Annotated in this window: 16 protein-coding genes and 1 tRNA gene; 5 read left to right on the top strand and 12 right to left on the bottom strand. The window is 65.7% G+C overall.

Annotation, left to right across the window (positions count from 1 at the left end):
• Window positions 1-124: 124 nt before the first annotated feature.
• The 3 genes from parC to ACX40Y_RS13470 are packed head-to-tail and all read right to left on the bottom strand — an operon-like array spanning window position 125 to window position 5,414.
• The gene (parC, locus tag ACX40Y_RS13480; RefSeq protein WP_459120083.1) at window positions 125-2,365 is read right to left on the bottom strand and encodes a DNA topoisomerase IV subunit A; all 2,241 of its coding nucleotides are present in this window, start codon (window positions 2,363-2,365) and stop codon (window positions 125-127) included.
• 49 nt (window positions 2,366-2,414) lie between these two features.
• Entirely contained in the window at window positions 2,415-4,397 is a 1,983-nt protein-coding gene (locus ACX40Y_RS13475; RefSeq protein WP_459120082.1) for a hypothetical protein, read from the bottom strand.
• Window positions 4,398-4,409: 12 nt separating this feature from the next.
• A complete protein-coding gene (locus tag ACX40Y_RS13470; RefSeq protein WP_459120081.1) occupies window positions 4,410-5,414 on the bottom strand; it encodes a phytanoyl-CoA dioxygenase family protein in 1,005 nt (334 codons plus the stop codon).
• Between the two features lie 203 nt (window positions 5,415-5,617).
• Here ACX40Y_RS13470 and ACX40Y_RS13465 point away from each other — a divergent pair, with 203 nt between their 5' ends.
• The 4 genes from ACX40Y_RS13465 to purQ all read left to right on the top strand — a co-directional run bounded on the left by ACX40Y_RS13465 (window position 5,618) and on the right by purQ (window position 8,484).
• Window positions 5,618-6,463 (top strand): DUF4349 domain-containing protein, encoded by an 846-nt coding sequence (locus ACX40Y_RS13465; RefSeq protein WP_459120080.1) that lies wholly within the window; start codon window positions 5,618-5,620, stop codon window positions 6,461-6,463.
• Window positions 6,464-6,605: 142 nt separating this feature from the next.
• Window positions 6,606-7,385, top strand: coding sequence for a phosphoribosylaminoimidazolesuccinocarboxamide synthase (purC, locus tag ACX40Y_RS13460; protein ID WP_459120079.1), 780 nt, complete (start codon window positions 6,606-6,608; stop codon window positions 7,383-7,385).
• A gap of 206 nt (window positions 7,386-7,591) precedes the next feature.
• Complete coding sequence (purS, locus tag ACX40Y_RS13455; protein ID WP_459120078.1) at window positions 7,592-7,822, top strand: phosphoribosylformylglycinamidine synthase subunit PurS; 231 nt, start codon at window positions 7,592-7,594, stop codon at window positions 7,820-7,822.
• Complete coding sequence (gene purQ / locus ACX40Y_RS13450) at window positions 7,819-8,484, top strand: phosphoribosylformylglycinamidine synthase subunit PurQ (protein ID WP_459120077.1); 666 nt, start codon at window positions 7,819-7,821, stop codon at window positions 8,482-8,484. The genes purS and purQ overlap by 4 nt, the downstream gene beginning before the upstream one ends.
• A gap of 5 nt (window positions 8,485-8,489) precedes the next feature.
• On the opposite strand, the gene ACX40Y_RS13445 is transcribed toward purQ, so the two are convergent.
• Both ACX40Y_RS13445 and ACX40Y_RS13440 read right to left on the bottom strand, forming a co-directional pair.
• Window positions 8,490-9,269: a sulfite exporter TauE/SafE family protein gene (locus tag ACX40Y_RS13445; protein ID WP_459120076.1), complete on the bottom strand. Its 780-nt coding sequence runs from the start codon at window positions 9,267-9,269 to the stop codon at window positions 8,490-8,492.
• A gap of 107 nt (window positions 9,270-9,376) precedes the next feature.
• Entirely contained in the window at window positions 9,377-10,123 is a 747-nt protein-coding gene (locus ACX40Y_RS13440) for a queuosine precursor transporter (protein ID WP_459120075.1), read from the bottom strand.
• Window positions 10,124-10,261: 138 nt separating this feature from the next.
• On the opposite strand from ACX40Y_RS13440, the gene ACX40Y_RS13435 reads away from it, so the two are divergent.
• Window positions 10,262-10,338, top strand: a tRNA-Arg gene (locus ACX40Y_RS13435).
• A 54-nt stretch (window positions 10,339-10,392) separates the two neighbouring features.
• Here ACX40Y_RS13435 and ACX40Y_RS13430 read toward each other — a convergent pair.
• The 7 genes from ACX40Y_RS13430 to ACX40Y_RS13400 form a co-directional block, all read right to left on the bottom strand.
• The gene (locus tag ACX40Y_RS13430; RefSeq protein WP_459120074.1) at window positions 10,393-10,944 is read right to left on the bottom strand and encodes an alpha-ketoglutarate-dependent dioxygenase AlkB; all 552 of its coding nucleotides are present in this window, start codon (window positions 10,942-10,944) and stop codon (window positions 10,393-10,395) included.
• Entirely contained in the window at window positions 10,944-12,035 is a 1,092-nt protein-coding gene (dinB, locus tag ACX40Y_RS13425) for a DNA polymerase IV (RefSeq protein ID WP_459120073.1), read from the bottom strand. Before dinB ends, ACX40Y_RS13430 begins: the two co-directional genes overlap by 1 nt.
• A gap of 48 nt (window positions 12,036-12,083) precedes the next feature.
• A complete protein-coding gene (msrB, locus tag ACX40Y_RS13420; protein WP_459120072.1) occupies window positions 12,084-12,536 on the bottom strand; it encodes a peptide-methionine (R)-S-oxide reductase MsrB in 453 nt (150 codons plus the stop codon).
• Window positions 12,537-12,604: 68 nt separating this feature from the next.
• Entirely contained in the window at window positions 12,605-13,657 is a 1,053-nt protein-coding gene (locus tag ACX40Y_RS13415) for a LacI family DNA-binding transcriptional regulator (protein WP_459120071.1), read from the bottom strand.
• A gap of 161 nt (window positions 13,658-13,818) precedes the next feature.
• Window positions 13,819-16,107, bottom strand: coding sequence for a glycoside hydrolase family 3 C-terminal domain-containing protein (locus ACX40Y_RS13410; protein ID WP_459120070.1), 2,289 nt, complete (start codon window positions 16,105-16,107; stop codon window positions 13,819-13,821).
• Between the two features lie 64 nt (window positions 16,108-16,171).
• Entirely contained in the window at window positions 16,172-17,812 is a 1,641-nt protein-coding gene (locus tag ACX40Y_RS13405; RefSeq protein WP_459120069.1) for a carboxylesterase/lipase family protein, read from the bottom strand.
• Between the two features lie 46 nt (window positions 17,813-17,858).
• Window positions 17,859-19,046, bottom strand: a complete 1,188-nt coding sequence (locus ACX40Y_RS13400; protein WP_459120068.1) for an alpha/beta hydrolase — start codon at window positions 19,044-19,046, stop codon at window positions 17,859-17,861.
• Window positions 19,047-19,078: the final 32 nt, after the last annotated feature.

Below are 19,078 nucleotides of genomic sequence, written 5' to 3'. Positions count from 1 at the left end.
GCGGAGCGGGGTCCACAGTCTGCACGCTGAGAGCTCTGACCCTACGAAACGCCATTCTGCGTCTCTTAGAGCGTCAGTGGTTAAAGCGTTCTGAAGCAAGCCCAAACTTTATGGGCCGAGGACGTCAGAATCGATTGTCCCTGGGAAAACCGGTCGGCGGCATCCGCCCGGCCGCGCCGCGTGCCGCACGCCACGGGCTCAGATCGGTCTCCGAACGATAGCGTTCCTGTTCGCCGCCCATCCGCCAGCGCAGCCCTTCGGCGAATTTAAAGGTGATCACGTCGGACAGTCCGCCGTCGCGGTAGCGCTGGAGCTGCACCCCCTGCCCGCGCGTCATCTCCGCCACTTCGGAGAGGGGGAAGACCAGCATCTTGCGATTGTCGCCGATCGCCGCGACGAAATCGTCCTCGGCGCCGATCGGGCGCACGAGCTTGAGGTGCGCGCCGGGCCGCGGCGTCACCACCTGCTTGCCCTTGCGCGTTTCGGCGATCACTTCCTGGCTGCTCACGATGAAGCCGCGCCCGTCGCTCGCCGCAACCAGCAGCTTGGGCGCCGCGCTTGCAGGCAACAGGTTGACGATCTGCCGCTCCGCCTCCAGGTCGATCATCAGGCGCACCGGCTCGCCGAAGCCGCGCCCACCGGGAAGCTTGTCCGCCCCCAGCGTGTAGAAGCGGCCATTGTCGGCGGCGAGCAGCAGCTTGTCGGTGGTCTGGGCATGGAAGGCCAGGAAGGGGCCATCGCCTTCCTTGAACTTCAGCGCCTCGCCGCTGGTATCCTCGACATGCCCTTTCATTGCACGGATCCAGCCGCGCTGTGAGAGGATGACCGTGATCGGCTCGCGCTCGATCATCGCCTCCAGCGGGATCTCGCGCGCCGGCGCCATTTCGACGATCGCGGTGCGGCGGGCGCCGAGCGGGGTGTCTAGGCCGTAGCGCGTGATCATCTTGCCCAGCGCGCGCTTCATCCAGGTGCGCTGGCGGGCCTCCGAGCCGAGCAGCGTCTCCAGCTCGGCCTGTTCCTTCTCCAGCTTGTCCTGCTCGCGGCGGAGTTCCATCTCCTCCAGCTTGCGCAGCGAGCGCAGGCGCATGTTGAGGATGGCCTCGGCCTGACGATCGGTGAGGCTGAACTCGGCCATCATGATCGGCTTGGGCTCATCCTCGGTGCGGATGATCTCGATCACCCGATCGAGATTGAGATAGGCAGTGATATAGCCGCGCAGCAGTTCCAGCCGGTCGGCGATCTTCTCCAGCCGGTGCTGCGACTTGCGCTGGAGCACCACGAACTGGTGCTCCAGCCAGCCAGCCAGCGCCTCGGCGAGGCTCATCACCCGCGGTGTGCGGTTCTTGTCGAGCACGTTGAGGTTGAGCGGCACGCGCACTTCGAGATCGGACAGGCGGTAGAGGCTGTCCATCAGCGTGTCGGCGTCGACCGTGCGGCTGCGCGGTTCGAGGACGATGCGGATGTCCTCGGCCGATTCGTCTCGCACGTCGCCGAGGATCGGCAGCTTCTTGTCGTTGACCAGCGCAGCGATGCCCTCGATCAGCTTGCCCTTCTGCACGCCGTAGGGGATCTCGCTGACGATCAGGTGCCAGCCGCCGCCCTTCTCGGTCACCTTCTCGATCTTGGCGCGCACGCGGAAGCTGCCGCGGCCGGTGGCATAGGCCTCGGCGATCGCGGCGGGGCTGTCGACCGCGATGCCGCCGGTCGGGAAGTCCGGGCCCTTCACGAAATCGAGCACGTTGGCCTGCGGATTGTCGATCAGCGCGACGGCGGCCTGCATCAATTCGGCGGCATTGTGCGGCGGGATGCTGGTCGCCATGCCCACCGCGATGCCGGCCGCGCCATTGGCGAGCAGGTTGGGGAACAGGCCCGGGAAGAGCTCGGGCTCCTCGTCCTCGCCATTATAGGTCGGGCGGAAATCGACGGCATTTTCGTCGAGGCCGTCCATCAGGTCGATCGCGACCTGGGTCAGCCGGGCCTCGGTGTAGCGGTAGGCGGCGGCGTTATCGCCGTCGATATTGCCGAAATTGCCCTGCCCGTCGACCAGCGGATAGCGGAGCGCAAAGGTCTGCGCCAAGCGCACCATCGCGTCATAGACCGAGGCGTCGCCATGCGGGTGGTATTTACCGATCACGTCGCCGACGACGCGGGCGCATTTCTTGTAGCCGCTCGCCGGATCGAGCCGCAGCAGCCGCATCGCCCAGAGCAGTCGGCGGTGCACCGGCTTCAGCCCGTCGCGCACGTCCGGCAGCGAGCGCGCCGTGATCGTCGACAGCGCATAGACGAGGTAGCGCTCGGAAAGCGCGCTGTCGAAGGGGACGTCGGAGGCGCCGGAGGGTTCGGAAACGTCGGTGTCGAGGGTCATCGCTGCTCCGGATAGCAGGCCCGGAGGGGAAACGCCAAGAGCGTTCCCCTTATGGTCTCACCGCCTCCGCGATTTCGTCCCGAACCATCGCCGCGGCCGCCGGGAAGTCCCCGCCGGCACGCGCCGGCCCCGCCTCCGCCAGCATCGCTTCCGCGCGCGCCGGATCGCCGCCGATGCCGATCAGCAAGGCCAGCGCCAGCAGCGTTCCATCGGCCAGCTCGGAAAGAACGAGCGCGCCTCCGGGTGTCACTGCCTGCTCAAGCAGTGCCGCACCCAGCGCAGCGAGATCGGCGCCACCCGCACGAATCGAACGCGCGGCAATCGCCACCTCGCCCGCGCCGCACATGCCGACGATCGCGACGAGCGCCTGGATCAGCAATGTCTGGCCCGCCTCGCCACCTGCAAGCGCCTCGCGCGCCGCGAGCGACGCCAGCAACTGCGGCAGGACGGCGAGGCGGTTTTCCGCGAGCACGGCCTGGCCGGCCGTGACGAACGCCTCGTCCGACAGGCCGGCAAAGCTCGCATCGTCCTGTCGCGCGACCCCGTCGAGCCAGGCGTCCACGGTGTCCGCCATCTGCTGAAGCGCGGTGGGATGATAATGGCTCACGTCCGAGAGCATGTCCGGCGCAACGATGGCATCCAGCTCGACCAGCGTGATCCAGCGATGCGCAGCCGCCGCCCGCCGCCATTCGGCGTTGAGCGCGACCGTCCGTTCGCGCGTATGGCCCATATGCGGGCGATATTTCGCGTCGGGCATCGCCTCCGGGCACAGCAGGATCAGCGCGCCGGTCACTCGCGGTGCGAAATAGCTGCAGAACGCATCGACACAGTCGCCATAGACCTGCCCCAGATGCGGGATCATCTGGGCCGGCCAGCGCGGGTTGCTGTAATCGATGCCCGGGCCGAAAATGATCGCATCGGGGTAGCGCTGGCGGCGATGCGTGCCATCGAGCACATGACGCATGCCGAACAGGCGCGGGTTGTTGTCGAATTCGATCGCAGCGCGATGCCGGCTGAAATGCGCGATGCCGCCGGACTGGCAGTCATACATGATCCGCGCACGGACCTCGCCGCCCGCTTCGCCGCCCAGCGAGGCGAGCCGCTGGGCGCGGATCGCCGGATCGTGGAACGATCGATCGGCGATCCAGCCCGGGGGGACGAGCGAGAAGCGATCCGCCCAGTGCGACGCATCGATCGCCGGCCATTTCTCCCGCACCTTGCGCAGCGCATAGCTTTCCAGCCCCATGTGCATGACGCGGCAGGAAAAGGTGAAATGCACGAAGCGCTGGCTGGCGCGATCGACCATGACGAAGCCGACCAGCCCGTAATCGCCATATTTGTCCCAGGCGAAGATCGACCAGCTGTCATAGCGGACCACATCGATGATCGCGCTCCGCAGCGCCGCCGGCTCGACCCGCGACTGGGTGTAGTTGAGCTGGTTCGACCGGTTGACGAGTTCGACGACGCGGTCGAGGAAGTCGAGATTGTCCATCAGAAACGGCGCGCAAGCCTCGACACTGCAACTGAAAAGAAAATCCTCGTTGGACAGATTCGCGTCCACCCGGTCGCGCTTTTTCGCTTCGAGGATGCGATATTCGCCGACGCGGTTTCGCGACGCCTTCTGGCTCGTGAAGATCGCTTCCAGCACGGCATCGGCATCGGGCGCCGTGATGTCGAGCAGTTGGATGCCCGGCACCATGTGCCCCACCTCCTGCAGGTTCGCGCGATTATCGTCCACGAACAGCACGTCCGGCGCGCGCAACTGCATGTCGCCGATAATCCCTGCCACCGCCGGCCCCTTGGGTGCGAAGGCGATGCTGGGGAAGACGAACTGGTCCCACAGGCCGAATTCGCGCAAATGCGCCTCGGCCCGGGCGGGATCGTTCTTGGAGCAGATCGCCGAGACGACCCCGTGGTCGTTCAGCCGGCGGACCAGATCGAAGCGATGCGCAAACGGCACCACCGCCTCGCCATCGGCCAGCGTGCCCTGCCAGAGCGTATCGTCGAGGTCCCAGATGACGAGCTTGACCATCGCGCGGCTCAATCAGCGGACGAGACGGCGGAAGAAGCTGCGGTTGCGCCGGAAGCGCTCGCGCAGATGTTCCGGTATCTCGTTCATGTGGAGCTTTCGGATGAAGGGCGTGCGATGCGACGGACCGATCGAAACGAGCAATGACAGTAGTCCGCGCCGCTGCGTCGGCGGCGTTCCGCGATGCAGCGCGAACGTGTTGATGAAATAGACGTCGCCGACATCCGCGAGCACGACCCCGGCGCCGCGTTCCTGCTTCAGCGCTTCCACCTCATGATCGCCGAAGCGGCGCCGTTCGTAGCATTGGCGCAGCCGGGACGTGCCGGGGATGAGTTCGGTCGCACCATCTTCGCGCGCGAGGATGGGCGAGAGCGGCACGAAGATGCGCACGAAGTTCAGCGGCTCGGCCGCGTCGCGGTGCCAGTTCTGGTTCTGATAGGCGAAGCCGGCGGGCTGCGAAATCCAGGTCCATGCCCAGCTGAGCGCAGCACGCGGCCCCAACGCCTCGCGGCAAAAGTCGATGATCCCCTGGTTCGAACAGATTTCCAGGAAGGCAGGGTTCAGGAACAGCGTCTGCGGATCCATGTAGAGAAACGGATGCGGATCGTGCTGCGGCAGCCCGACATGCCTGTATCCCATGATGTAGGGATCGCTGTACGTCTGCGGCTGGACGAGGTCGTGTGCGAGGCGACCCACCACCTCAGGATCGAGCAGCTTCTCTTCGAAGTGGAAATCGAGCTTTCGGAACTCGGCCGCGCGCTCGGTCTTCCAGGGCCGGGCAAAGGGCTGCCGGACCAGCCGCTCGATCCGCGCCAGCCGGGCGAGCCGCTCGGGGTCGTTGCTGGCAGCGCGCAGCCACCAGATGTAGTTGTGCGCATAGTTGAGCCGGGCGAGGAAGCGCTTGCGGCCCAGCCACGAATCGCGGCGAATTCCCTCGGCGACTTGCTGCGCATAGGGTTTGACGCCGCCTTCGGGCGCATGATCGAAGCCTACGCGGTTGAGCTGTCCCAGCCGTGCCATCTGCAATCCAGTCTCTGCCGTTAACCGTACCTTCGCATTTTAGGACGCGGCGGCGGCGCAGAGGCTTCCGAGCCGGAAAATTCTGCCTAGCGCGACCTTGGATGGACCGCCCCAATCCTGCCTTATTTATGGCAAAAATGTGTCTTGCCTTCTCCTAGTAGTGCACTAGGATTTCGACAGTCTCTGAGGGAGGAGGAAGTCGAATGCGCATGCTTCTTGTCTTGACGGCCGCTGCATTGCTTGCGGGCTGCTCAAGCAACGAAATCGACCCGACGGGCGGCGAGGCGGCAGAAGTGGCGGCCGATGCGCCGGCCGATGCGAAGGCCCACGGCGCGGACGCACTCAAGGTCGCCCTGCCGCAACTTGCCTATCGCTATTCGCTGACCTTTCTTGTCCCCGAAGCCCGGCTGGCGCAGGTGCAGGATGGCCATCGCGCACTCTGCGAACGGATGGGGCCTGCCAGGTGCCAGCTTGTGACGCTATCGCGCACCGGCGAGGACGATCGTGCCGGCGATGCCCTGTTGCGGCTGCGCGTCGCCGCGGCCGACGCATCCGGTTTCACGGGCGAGGCCGAGCAACAGATAAATAGTGAGGGCGGCCGCTCGACCGGCACGCGGGTCGTCGGCGAGGACGTGTCAAAAGACCTGAGCGATACCGCCGCGCGCATCCGCCAGCGCGAGTTGCTGGTCGCGCGACTCACCGAGACGCTGCGGACCCGCAAGGGATCAGTCGGGGAACTGGTCGAGGCGGAGCGCAGCGTCGCCGCGGCACAGGAGGAACTCGACAAGGCCCGCGCATGGCTGAAGGAATTGCGCGGCAGGGTCGCGATGGCCGACATCGAGATTCGATATCGGCCGCTGGCGGCGCCTGCTTCGGGCAACAGCGTCGTGGCCGCGCTCGGTGAAGCGATCGCAGGCTCCGCGGCAACCTTTGTCTGGGGCGTGCAGGCGCTGATGTCGCTCGCAATCTATCTGCTGCCTTGGGCAGCGCTGTTCGGCAGCGGCGCGGCGATCGTGACGCTGTTGCGGCGCAAGCGATCCGCGACATGACCATTCCGGCCCGCGAACGACGTACGCCGGATTGCGCGCCCGCCCCCCTTCCGGTATAGGGCCAGACCTTCCAGAGCCCCGGCTGTCGCGTGGAGAAATCCCGTGCCACCGGGGCAACGCATTTCCAAGGGACTAGGCCGACATGGCACGCCGCCGGCAAATCTACGAAGGCAAGGCTAAGATTCTCTACGAGGGTCCCGAGCCCGGCACGCTGATCCAGTATTTCAAGGACGATGCCACCGCCTTCAACGCCCAGAAAAAGGGGACGATCAACGGCAAGGGCGTGCTGAACAACCGGATCAGCGAGCATGTGTTCACGCTGCTTGCAGGCATCGGCATCCCGACGCACTTCATCCGCCGCCTCAACATGCGCGAGCAGCTGATCCGCCAGGTCGAGATCGTGCCGATCGAAGTCGTGGTCCGCAACGTCGTTGCCGGCTCGCTCGCGAAGAAGCTCGGCATCGAGGAAGGCACCCCGCTGCCCCGCACGATCGTCGAATATTATTACAAGGACGACGCGCTGGGCGACCCGATGGTCACCGACGAGCATATCCTTGCGTTCGGCTGGGCCAGCCAGGAAGAGCTGCACGACATGGCCGACATGGCCATTCGCGTGAACGACTTCCTTTCGGGGCTGTTCGCCGGCATCGGCATCCGCCTGGTCGACTTCAAGCTGGAATTCGGCCGGATCTGGGAGAACGACTATGGTCGTATCATCCTGGCCGACGAGATCAGCCCCGATGGCTGCCGCCTGTGGGACATCGCCACGGGCGAAAAGCTCGACAAGGATCGCTTCCGCCGCGATCTGGGCGGCGAGGTCGAAGCCTATCAGGAAGTCGCCCGCCGTCTGGGCCTGTTCCCGGAGGGCGACGCGTCCGACGTGCTCGATCTCGAGACGCACCGCAAGAAGCGGGGCAAGTAAACCATTTAGATCCTCCCCGGCACGGGGAGGAGGACCATTCGCGCAAGCGAATGGTGGAGGGGGCTCGCCGTGCGCGAGCCCCTTGTCGTTCTCCCCCTCCACCACCGCCTGCGGCGGCGGTCCCCCTCCCCCGCTTCGCGGTGGAGGAGACGCTTCAAGACGATTTCCGATTGCGACTTTGCCCCCGCCGCGCCATAGGCGCGCCCATGAAACTCCGCATCATCGTCACCTTGAAGAACGGCGTGCTCGATCCGCAGGGCAGGGCCATTCAGAACGCGCTTGGCGGCCTCGGTTTCGAGGGCGTCGAGGATGTCCGCGCCGGCAAGATCTTCGAGTTGGAGGTCGCCGACTCGACCAGCGATGCCGCCATTGACGAGATGTGCCGCAAGCTGCTCGCCAACACGGTGATCGAGAACTACCGGGCCGAAAAGCTGTGAAGACCGCGGTCATCGTCTTCCCCGGCTCCAACTGCGATCGCGACATCGCGGTCGCGCTGGAGAGCGTGACCGGCACCAAGCCGCACATGGTGTGGCATGGCGACAGCGAACTGCCGGAAGGCCTGGGGCTGATCGCCCTGCCCGGCGGCTTCTCCTATGGCGATTATCTGCGCTGCGGCGCGATCGCGGCGCGCTCGCCGGTGGTGAAGGCGGTGATCGAGGCCGCAAACCGCGGCACGCCGGTGATCGGCATCTGCAACGGCTTCCAGATCCTCACCGAGACCGGGCTGCTGCCCGGCGCGCTGATGCGCAACGCCGGCCTGGATTTCGTCTGCCGCGACGTGCCGCTGTCGGTAGAGAACAGCCAGTCGATCTTCACCAGCGCCTATCAGGCCGGCGAGACGCTCTCGATCCCCGTCGCGCACCATGACGGCAATTATTTCGCCGATGCAGAGACGCTCGACCGCCTGGAAGGCGAAGGCCGGGTCGCGTTCCGCTATGCGGAGAACATCAACGGCTCGGCGCGGAACATCGCCGGGGTGATGAACGCCGCCGGCAATGTGCTCGGCATGATGCCGCACCCCGAGCGCAAGATCGAAGCCGCGCATGGCGGCAGCGACGGACGCCGACTGTTCGAAGGGTTGCTCGCCGCGGTTGCCTGACCGCGTCAGAACAGCATCTTGATGCCGACCAGCCCGAGCGTGGCGGCGAGGATCGGCACCAGCACACGATCGGTGGTCCGCGTCGCCAGCAGGCTGCCGATGATGATCCCCGGCACCGATCCGGCGAGCAGCGACAGGAGCAGCGCGCCGTCCACCGATCCGAGCAGCCAGTGCCCGGTGCCGGCGAGCAGCGTGAGCGGCACGGCGTGCGCGATGTCCGATCCGACCAGCCGATTGACCGGTTGATGCGGGTAAAGGATCAGCAGCGCGGTCATCCCCAGCGCCCCTGCCCCCACCGAGGTCAGCGACACGAGCACGCCGAGCACCGCGCCCAGGGCGACAGTAACGCCGCCAATGCCCCGTTCGCCCAGCCGCTCGAACCGCGGCGCCATGACCGCGACGAGCCGCGCGCGGAAGAAGGTGGCGACGGCGGTGGCGATCAGCGTGCAGCCAAGCACGAGCGAGATCGCGGCCGCGCTCCCCTCCGGCTTCTGGTTCGAATAGCTGAGCCACAGCAGGGCGAGCGCCGCGGCAGGAACGCTGCCCGTCGCCAGCCGCCGCACGACGCGCCAGTCGATCGTGCCGTGCAGCCCATGCACACCGGCGCCCACCGTCTTGGTGGCCGAAGCGTAGAGCAGATCGGTGCCGACTGCGGTGGCCGGGTGAAAGCCGAACAGCAGGACGAGCAGCGGCGTCATCAGCGATCCGCCACCGACGCCGGTCATCCCCACGAGCAATCCAACGAACACGCCGGCAACCGAATAGAGCGGATTAATCGCGAACACGGTCGCTCCTGAAAAATTCCCGGGTCACCTTGGCGCGGTTTCGCATCGGCGCCAGATAGATTTGGTTTCAGTCGCGCGCAAACCGCACGGGTGATCGTCCGCCCCTATCACACCCGCGTCGCAAATGGGGTAAAATCGGTGCCGTCGTCGAACACATCGACGCCCTCGCGCCGCTTCAGAAAGCCGACGATCAGATAGGTGAAGGGGGTCAGCAGCACTTCCCAGCCCACTTTGAGAACCCATTGCGTCAGCAGCACCTTCACCACCAGCGCGTTGGTCCACCCCGTCGCGCCCCAGAAGGCCAGCGGATAGAAGATCAGGCTATCGACCGCCTGCCCCGCGATCGTCGAGCCGATCGTGCGCGTCCACAACATGCGCCCGCCGGTCCACAGCTTCATCCGCGCGAGGACATAGGCGTTGACGAATTCGCCCGCCCAGAAGGCGCATACCGAGGCGAGCACGATCCGAGGCACCTGGCCGAAGATCACGTCATAGGCGGGCTGGTTGGTCCAGTCCGGCGCGGGCGGCAGCTTGACGACCACCCACGACATGAACGCCATGAACAGCACCGCCACGGTGCCCGCCCAGATCACCCGGCGGGCACGGGCATAGCCGTAAACCTCGGTCAGCACGTCGCCGATCACATAGGAGACCGGGAAGAACAGGATGCCCGCGCCGAACGGCCAATAGCCGATTCCCGGCAGCCATATCTGCGCGACCTTGCCCGCGCCCAGAACATTGGAAAGCAGCAGGATCGCGACGAACGCCGCCATCACGAAATCGAAATAGCGAAACTGGCTCCCCGCCAGTTCGCGCGCGGCGACATGCGCCGGTCTGCCCAACCCCTCGTTCATCGCCGCCACTATGCGCAGCGGCGGCGCAAGGCGCAATCTGCCCCTGTGGCCGCGGGGCCATCCGCCATGCCGAGTGGCGCGAAATTGTCGCTTTGCCGTTGCCGATCATCCCGGGATGCGTGTAGCGGACGGCGTTGGGGCCCCGTAGCTCAGTTGGATAGAGCATCGGTCTTCTAAACCGAATGTCGCGTGTTCGAATCACGCCGGGGTCGCCACCGCCATCGATGCGAACCGCATCGGGCTTGCGCGCAAGGCGTTCTTCACATCGACTACAAAAGGCTGCGAAAGGTCATCGACCAGCGGGTCCGCTCCATGGGCGCGATGCTGTGTTCCCATTCGTGCCGCGCCGGGCCACTCAAATGATAGATGCCGCGTGGTTCGAGCGGCGCAGCCGCACGATCGAACCGCGCCTCACGCCGCCGCCGGAAGCGCATCGTCGCCGGTTCGCCGAGCGAGATGCCGATCACATGACCATAGATCGGACGATCGCGATGCCAGCCGATGCCTGCACCGGGATCATATCGGATCAGCAGCGCCTGGATCAGCGCCTTCGAGTCGATACCGGCAAAGGCGGCGGCCCGATCGCGATAGGGCAGCAGCCAATCGGGCATCGGCGGCGCCTCGCGCGGGCGGCCGAGCTCGAAATCATAGCTCCAGCCGAACGAAGCCGTCATCCGCTTGCCGGTCCAGGCCTGGAACCGGAACGGGGTCAGATCGGTCCCATCGATACGCTCGATCAACATCCTTTCCTCGCGCGGCTCGATCAGGCCGGCGCGAACCTGAAGGCCTGGCAACACCGGCGTGTCGAACAGGTCGAGCATCACGCCGCGCGGACCTTCGCGAAAATCGGCAGGACGCTTTCGTCAGCTGCATCGGAGACGAAATTGGAGACGGTCACGCCCACCAGCCGAATTCCCTTGGCCGGCGGCAGGACGGAGCGGACGAGATCGATCGCAAGCCGGTGCAAGTCGGCCCGGGTCGAGACCGCGACGGGCTGGCTGCGGCTGCGGGTGATCTGCTGAAAGTCAGCATATTTGATCTTCACGGTCACCGTCCGTCCGAACGACTGCCGCTGCTCGCACCATGCCCAGACATCGTCGGCCATGTTCAGCACCCCCGCCTCGATCTCCCCGGGGTCGGTCAGATCGCGATCGAACGTCGTTTCGGAGCCAGAGGATTTGCGCACGCGATCGGGATTGACCGGACGATCGTCCTCGCCGCGCGAAATCGCGTGATACCAGTCGGCCGAGCTGCCGAAGTGCCGTTGAAGGAATTCGATCGGCTTGGCGCGCAGATCGGCGCCTGTTTCGATTCCCAGCCGCCACATCTTCGCCGCCGTCACCGGACCGACGCCGTGAAACCGGCTGACGGGCAGCGATTCGACCCAGGCCGGGCCCATCTCCGGCGTCACCGCGAACTGGCCGTTCGGCTTGCGATGATCGGAGGCGAGCTTCGCCAGGAACTTGTTGTACGAAATGCCGGCCGAAGCGGTGAGACCCGTTTCGGCCAGGATTGCGGCACGGATCGCCTTCGCGGTGCGCCAGGCCGTCTCGATCCCCGCCCTGCTCGCGGTGACGTCGAGATAGGCTTCGTCGAGCGACAGCGGCTGGATCAGATCGGTGTAGCGCGCGAAGATCGCGTGGATCTGACGCGAGACCTCACGATACACGTCGAAGCGCGGTCGTACGAACACCAGTTCCGGGCACCGCCGCAGCGCCGTGACCGAAGGCAGCGCCGATCGCACGCCGAACTTGCGCGCCTCGTAGCTGGCAGCGGCGACGACGCCGCGCGACGCGGCATGGCCGACGGCGACCGGGCGGCCGCGCAGCGAAGGGTCGTCGCGCTGCTCCACCGACGCGAAGAATGCGTCCATGTCGACATGGATGATCTTGCGGATGCCGGCATCAGCCATGCGCCGCCCCTAGCATCAATAGAACGAAATGAGAACACCAAAACGGTGCTACTCGGCCGGGACCGCTACCTGATCGAGATAGGCGCCATAGCCCTGCGCCGCCATGTCCTCGCGCGGCACGAAGCGCAGCGAAGCGGAGTTGATGCAATAGCGCAGGCCACCGCGATCGACGGGGCCATCGTCGAACACATGGCCGAGATGGCTGTCGCCATTGGCGGACCGCACCTCGGTACGCACCATGCCGTGGCTCAGGTCGCGCAGTTCGGCGACGTTGGCGGGCTCGATCGGCCTGGTGAAGCTGGGCCAGCCGCAGCCCGATTCATATTTGTCGGACGACGCGAACAGCGGCTCGCCGGAAACGATGTCCACATAGATGCCGGGCCGCTTGTTGTAGAGATATTCGCCGGTGCCCGGGCGCTCCGTGCCGCTCTCCTGCGTCACCCGATACTGCTCGGGCGTCAGCGCCGCGATGGCTTGCTCGGTCTTTCGATAGTCGGTCATGCTGGCTCCTTTTGCCCCGATGTGGGGATCGGGCTGCGGTTCGCAATCCACTCGAGCGCAGGCCCCCTTCAGTCGAGCCCGCGCGGCGGGCAGGTCGATCGCCTCACGATCAGTGCGTGATCCAGCCGGAGATTCGCGGGCGAATCGGCGACCCCGTCGACCATCGAGACGAGCAACTCGATCGAGGCGCGCGCCATCTCGGTAAAGGGCTGCCGGATCGTGGTCAGCGGCGGCCAGGTGTATTTCGCCACCTCCGCATCGTCGCACCCGATGACCGAAAGGTCGCGAGGGAGTCTCAGGCCCCGGTCGATCGCGGCGGCGATCACGCCTGCCGCCATGCTGTCGTTCGCGGCGAAAATCGCCGTCGGCGGCTCGGCGCGGGCGAGCAGTTCGGTCGCAATCCGATAGCCCGACGATTGGCGGAAATCCCCGCGCTCGATCGGCGGTGTCCAGTCAATCGCGGCCGCAGCCAACGCGTCGCGAAAGCCGTCGACTCGCGCATCGGCGGCGCCATGCTCGGTCGGGCCCGCGATCATCGCAATCCGGCGATGGCCGAGACCGATCAGATGTTCAGTCGCGGTCCGCGCAGCCCCGCGCTCGTCGATCGCGATGGTTGCCCCCCGGTCAGGCGCTGTCCCGGGCGCCAGGCGAACGAACGGCGTGCCTTGCGCGTCGAGTGCGTCGAGCAACGCCGCGTCGTCGCAAAGCGGCGCCAGCAGAACGACGCCATCGATCTGGCGCTGCTCGAGCCTCAGCAGATCCTCCGCCATCGCCGCCGGATCGCAGTCGATGCTTTCGACCATGAAGCGATAGCCGAATTGCTGCGCAGCCCGCAGCGCCGCGACCTCGAGCGCATGGACATAGGGGATAAGCTGCCACTCGTCGTCCGCCGGCAGATCCATCAGGGCCAGCATCGCAAGCGTATAGCCGCGCTGTCCCTTGAGCGCTCGTGCCAGCGGATTGGGTTCGTAGCCGAGCTCGGCGATCGCCTTGTTCACCCGGTCGCGAAGTTCGGCGCCGACCTGAGGATTGCGATTGATTACCCGCGACACCGTCTTGGGCGACACGCCCGCCGACCGGGCAATGTCATAGATGGTCAGCGAAGATCCTCGCTTGGTCATTTGGCGTCCGCACCTCGTCGCGCATGGGCAATCTGGTGGTTACCGCTACCATGGGAACTTGCCAAGCAGCCCCGAAGGCCGTGCATCGAACGGCCTTCGGGAACGTCAAAAGCGCTAGCCGCGTGTCGCGAATCGGGCAATCCACGAAACGCGGCCAGCATTCACGGCTTCATGCGCCTGGCGGCCAGCTTCACCGTCTGGACCTGCTCGACCGAGCCGGCATCGGAACCGATCCCGATCCGGTACGCGCCGGCATCGATCCGCCAGCCATGCGCCTTTTCGTCGAAGTCGGCGAGCAGTCGGCCGTCCACCGTCATCGTCACGCGCTTCTTCTCGCCGGGCTGGAGCGCGACCTTCTCGAACGCCAGCAGCCGCCGGGCGGGCCCGTCCGGCTTGCCAACCAGATAAAGCTGGACGACGTCGCTGCCGGGGACCTTGCCGGTGTTTTCCACGTCGACGCTGGCAGTGACGGTGTCGCCGCCCTTTACCGCCAGGCCGCTGTGGCTGAAGCTGGTATAGCTCAGGCCGTGGCCGAACCAGTAGCGCGGCGTCTTGTTCTCGCGGGCGAACCAGCGATAGCCGACATCCGATCCCTCGATGTCATAGTTGACCTTCACCTTCGCGTCCGGCGCCTCGCCCCAGCCGGGGATCGTCGGGCGCGGCAGCTGGCTTTCGTCGACCGGCCAGGTGAGCGGCAGGCGCCCCGACGGATTGACCTCGCCGAACAGCACGCGCGCGATCGCCTCGCCGCCCATGCCACCCGAATACCAGGCCTCGACGATGCCCTTCACCTTGTCCGCCCAGGGCATCCGCACGGCATTGCCGGTCTGGAGCACGACGATCGTGTTGGGATTGGCCGCAGCCACCGCCTCGATCAGCGCATCCTGGCCGAATGGCAGCGCCATGTTCGGCACGTCGTCGCCCTCGCCCGAGGGCTGATAGACGAACACGACCGCCACATCGGCATCGCGCGCGGCGGCCGCCGCCGCTTCGGGATAGATGCCGTTGTCGAACGTCACCGGCGACGGTTCGGGCGGCCCGAACGGATTGGCCGGGGCGGCGGATGCGCCGGCAGGCCTGAAACGCGCCCGGATCGCGGTGAGCGGCGACGAGGGGTGGAACACGACATTGGACCACGCCGCCATCATCCCCTCGCCCCCGATCGGCACCGTCCGAACCGGCATCGCCGGATTGGGGCGCCAGGGATTGGTGACCTGCGACGAACCGCTGCCGGACGGCACCCCCGCCTCGACCTGCTGGCCGATCACGGCGACCTTCTTCGCGGTGCGCGCCAGCGGCAGCACGCCATCATTCTTCAGCAGAACGATGCCCTGTTCGGCTTCGGCCAGCGCAACCTTGGCGTGCGCGGCGAAGTCGATCTCCGCCTTGGAGGGCGGATTATCGAACAGCCCGTTGGCGAACATCGCGCGCAGCACGCGCCGCGCCGCATCGTTCACCCGCGCTTCGGGAATCGACCCGTCCGCCACGGCGGCCTTGAGCGGCTTGTCGAAAAACACCTGCTTGTCGAGCTGCTCGCCCGATTGCTGGTCGAGCCCGTTGGTCATCGCCCCCAGCGAATGGACCGCGCCCCAATCGGACATCACCCAGCCCTTGAAGCCCCAATCCTGCTTGAGCGTGCGATTGAGCAGCGTGTCGTTTTCGCAGGCATAGACGCCGTTCACCAGATTATACGCGCACATCACCGATCCGGGATCGCCCTTTTCGAGCGCGATTTCGAACGCCAGCAGGTCGCTTTCGCGGTGATTGGCCTCGCCGATCACCGAGTCCGCCGTCATGCGGTTATGCTCCTGACCGTTGATCGAGAAATGCTTCATCGTCGAGACCATGCCGGTCGACTGGATGCCGCGGATCGCCGCGCCGGCAAGAAGGCCGGCCACGAGCGGGTCTTCGCCCAGATACTCGAAATTGCGACCACCGCGCGGATCGCGCAGCAGGTTCGCGCCGCCGGCCAACTGGACGTTGAGCCCCTTGGCGCGCGCCTCGGTACCGACGACCACCCCGCCCTCGCGCGCAATCTCGGGGTTGAAGGTTGCGGCAAGCAACAGGCTGGCGGGCAGCGCCGTCGACATGTCACCGGCGCCGCGCACCATCATTGGGTTGGTGACGCCCAGGCTGGCGTCGCTTTCCTGCAAGGCCGGAATGCCGAGCCGTTCGTTGCCGGCGATATAGCCCGCCGATCCGACTGCCCCCTTCGGCAGCGGCATCTGCGGTCCGAGCGCCAGCGCCATCGGCCCGTGCAAGAGCGCGATCTTCTCATCCAGCGTCATGGCAGCAAGCAGCAACGCCGCGCGCCGGTCGGGGGAAAGTCGTGTGTCCATCCACGGACGGTTCGTCTGGGTTGCGCCGGCTTCTTGCGCGGCCAGCGGCTGGCCCGCGACCATTGCGCTTCCCGCGAGCAGGGCAGCGGTAATGGCGATCAGAGTCTTCATCTTTGGCTCCAAGAAAATGCGGGACCGGGCACACAGCCCGACCCCGAGGAAGAGAAACAAATCGTCAGTGGCTGGCGGGCAGCGCAGCCAGTTCCGCATCGATCGTCTTGAGCATCGGATCCGTCAGCACTTGCGGCACATAGGATTGCAGCGCGCTGAGCGTGATGCCGCGCGCCATGTTGATCTGCTCGCTCTTGATGATCTGCGGGATATGCTTTTCGAGCACCGCGCGTGCGGCCGGATCGTCTAGCAGCGTGCCGAGCGGCGTCGTCAGGCTATTATACTTGCCCGAAGCGGTGGCAGCCGCGAGCCGCTTTTGCGCGGAATCGATCTCCGCCCCCCAGGGATCTTTCTCTACCACAGGCTTGCCGTCCGCCGAGAAGTCCATGATCACATCGGCCGCCGGATCATATTTCGGCCAAGCCGGAAGGCCCTCGCCGTTCGGATTGCCCGAGCGCGCGAAGTTCACCAGATAGCTGCTGATCGTATCGCCCATCTGATTGTCACGCGCGCTGGTCTGCGCGCCATATTTGATCGCTTGCGTGTCGAAGAAGAACGGGATGTCGGTGGCATGCTGCGCCCCCGGCTGGCCCACCGAGTCCGCGACATAGGAGAAGCGATAGGCCCAAACCGGTACCCCCTTTTGGGCGATCGTCGCGGCGGCGCTGCGGGCGCCGGCGATCATGAAGCCGGTCTTGCCGCCCATATCCGCGTCGGTCGCGCCGATCATCATCGGCACCTGCGCAAAATTGCCTGAGGAATAAGCCTTGGCGAGATCGACCTCGATCTTGCCGTCGACAAAGGGGCCGCTGAACGTCTTGGGGCCCGGTTTGGGCTGGAACATCTGCATCATGCTCAGCCCGTCGGTCACTTCCTCGGCGCTGAGCGCACGCAGCTTTGCCAGCGCCTTAGGATCATCCTCGGCGATGCCCTTCGACTTGGCGAAGTCGAGATAGATGCGCTCGACCTCGGCGAGGCTTGGGCTCTGGCTCGAATCGCCATTCCCGCCCGACATCACGACGGCGCGCTCGAATAGCCCCTTTGCGAGCGGCGACGTGACGAGTGCGTGGACGGACATGCCACCGGCGGACTCGCCGATGATCGTCACATTGTCCGGATCGCCGCCAAATGCCGCCGCATTCTCCCGCACCCATTTCAGCGCCGCGATCTGATCGAGAAAGCCGTAATTGCCGATCAACCCGTCATCGGGATTTTCCTTTGTCAGTTGCGGATGGGCAAAGGTGCCGAAGCGGCCGACGCGGTAATTGGCGCTGATGAAGACGACGCCCTTCTTCGCCAGTTCCGCACCCGAATAAGTGGGCGGCGAAGCGCCGCCGTTCACGAAGCCGCCGCCATAGATCCAGAAGATCACCGGCAGCTTCGCCTTCGCGCCCGCCGGACGCCAGACATTGGCGTAGAGGCAATCTTCGGCCGGCGGCGTGCCGAGCGGTGCCGCGTCGCTGGGGAACGGCACCTGCATGCAATCATTGCCATAGGCCTTGGCGGAACGGACGCCGTTCCATTTCGCCGCCGGTTGCGGCGCCCGCCAGCGCAAGGGACCGACCGGCGGCGCGGCGAAGGGAATGCCCTTCCAGCTCATGACCCCTTGGTCGCTGGTGCCGGCAACGATGCCGTTGCTGGTCTTTACCTCCTGCGCCGCCACGGCCGGCGCCATCAGGCACAACAGGCCAGAAGTCAGGATCATCTGCGTTCGTTTCATATGGTTACTCCCCTCCAGATCGGTCGATCGCTTATTTGAACAGGCGCGGCGCAAAATCCGCAAGATAACGGCGCCAGTTGATCCAGGTGTGACCACCAGGCGTCTCGTTGTACACATGGGCGATCCCGTATTTGTTCAGCATGCCGCGCGTCGGCGCGACGGTGCCGTGCAGAAAATCGTCCTTGCCCATCGCGTAATAGACCAGTCGAAATTCCTTTGACCCGCGCTTCAATGCAGCATCGTTGGCGGTTTCATAATCGGTGACCTGCTTCGCGGCGTCGTCGCCAAAGCCCAGCCCCATCGAGAAGATGCCGATATAGTGGAACAGCTCGGGATGGGTCAGGCCGTTGCGGATCGTGTGTGCGCCGCCCATCGAAAGCCCGGCCATCGCGCGCGTATCCGGGGTATTGAGCGTGCGAAAATGCTGCTCGACATAGGGCATCAGATCCTTGAGCAGATCGTTGCCGAAATCATTGTTGCTCAGCATGTCGACGCCCGGCCGGTCGGGCGTGTGGCCGAACGGCATGATCACGATCATCGGCTTCGCCTTGCCGGCAGCGATCAGATTGTCGAGGATGTAATGGGCATGGCCGACGCTGGTCCAGCTGTCGTCGCTGTCGCCCGCACCGTGAACCAGATAAAGCACCGGATAGCGCGCCGTCCCGTTCATATAGCCCGGCGGCGTATAGACATGCGCCCTGCGCTTGCCGCCGATCGATTCCGACCAATATTCGATTTCGGAAACCGCTCCGTGCGGCACTTCCTTGCGATAGGTCTGGAAGGCGCCTTCCGGCCCCATCGTCTCGAACGTCGAATTGATGCCGCGCCGCTCCTCGGACCAGGTCGTCCCCATCGGATCGGGCACGCGCGCGCCATCGACCTGGAAATTGAAGCGATAGGTATCGGCAGGGACCGCCACTGCGGTGGTCGCCGTCCACAAGCCGGTCGCGTCGCGCGTCATCGCCAGTCCCACCGGCGAGCCCGGCGGATAGCCCATCGGAATCGCGTCGGCACTGTCAGTACTCGTGACCTTCACCTCGTGTGCCTCGGGCGCGCAGAGTCGGAACGTCACCCGCCCGTCGGGCAATTGCTCGACCGAGCGATAGCTTGGCGGCGGCGCAAAGAAGCCCTGCGGACGGCAGGATGCCCCCTGCCCGCCGCCCGCCGGCTGCGCCGCTGCGGCGATCGGCGCCATTGCCGCGACGGCCAGTACCGCCATTCTGATCCCTGATATCCTCACGCCATCTCTCC

It is taken from the genome of Sphingomonas sp. RS6 (assembly GCF_054489705.1).
The sequence above is the reverse complement of the archived record's forward strand: the minus strand, read 5'-3'. Positions and strand labels throughout refer to the sequence as shown.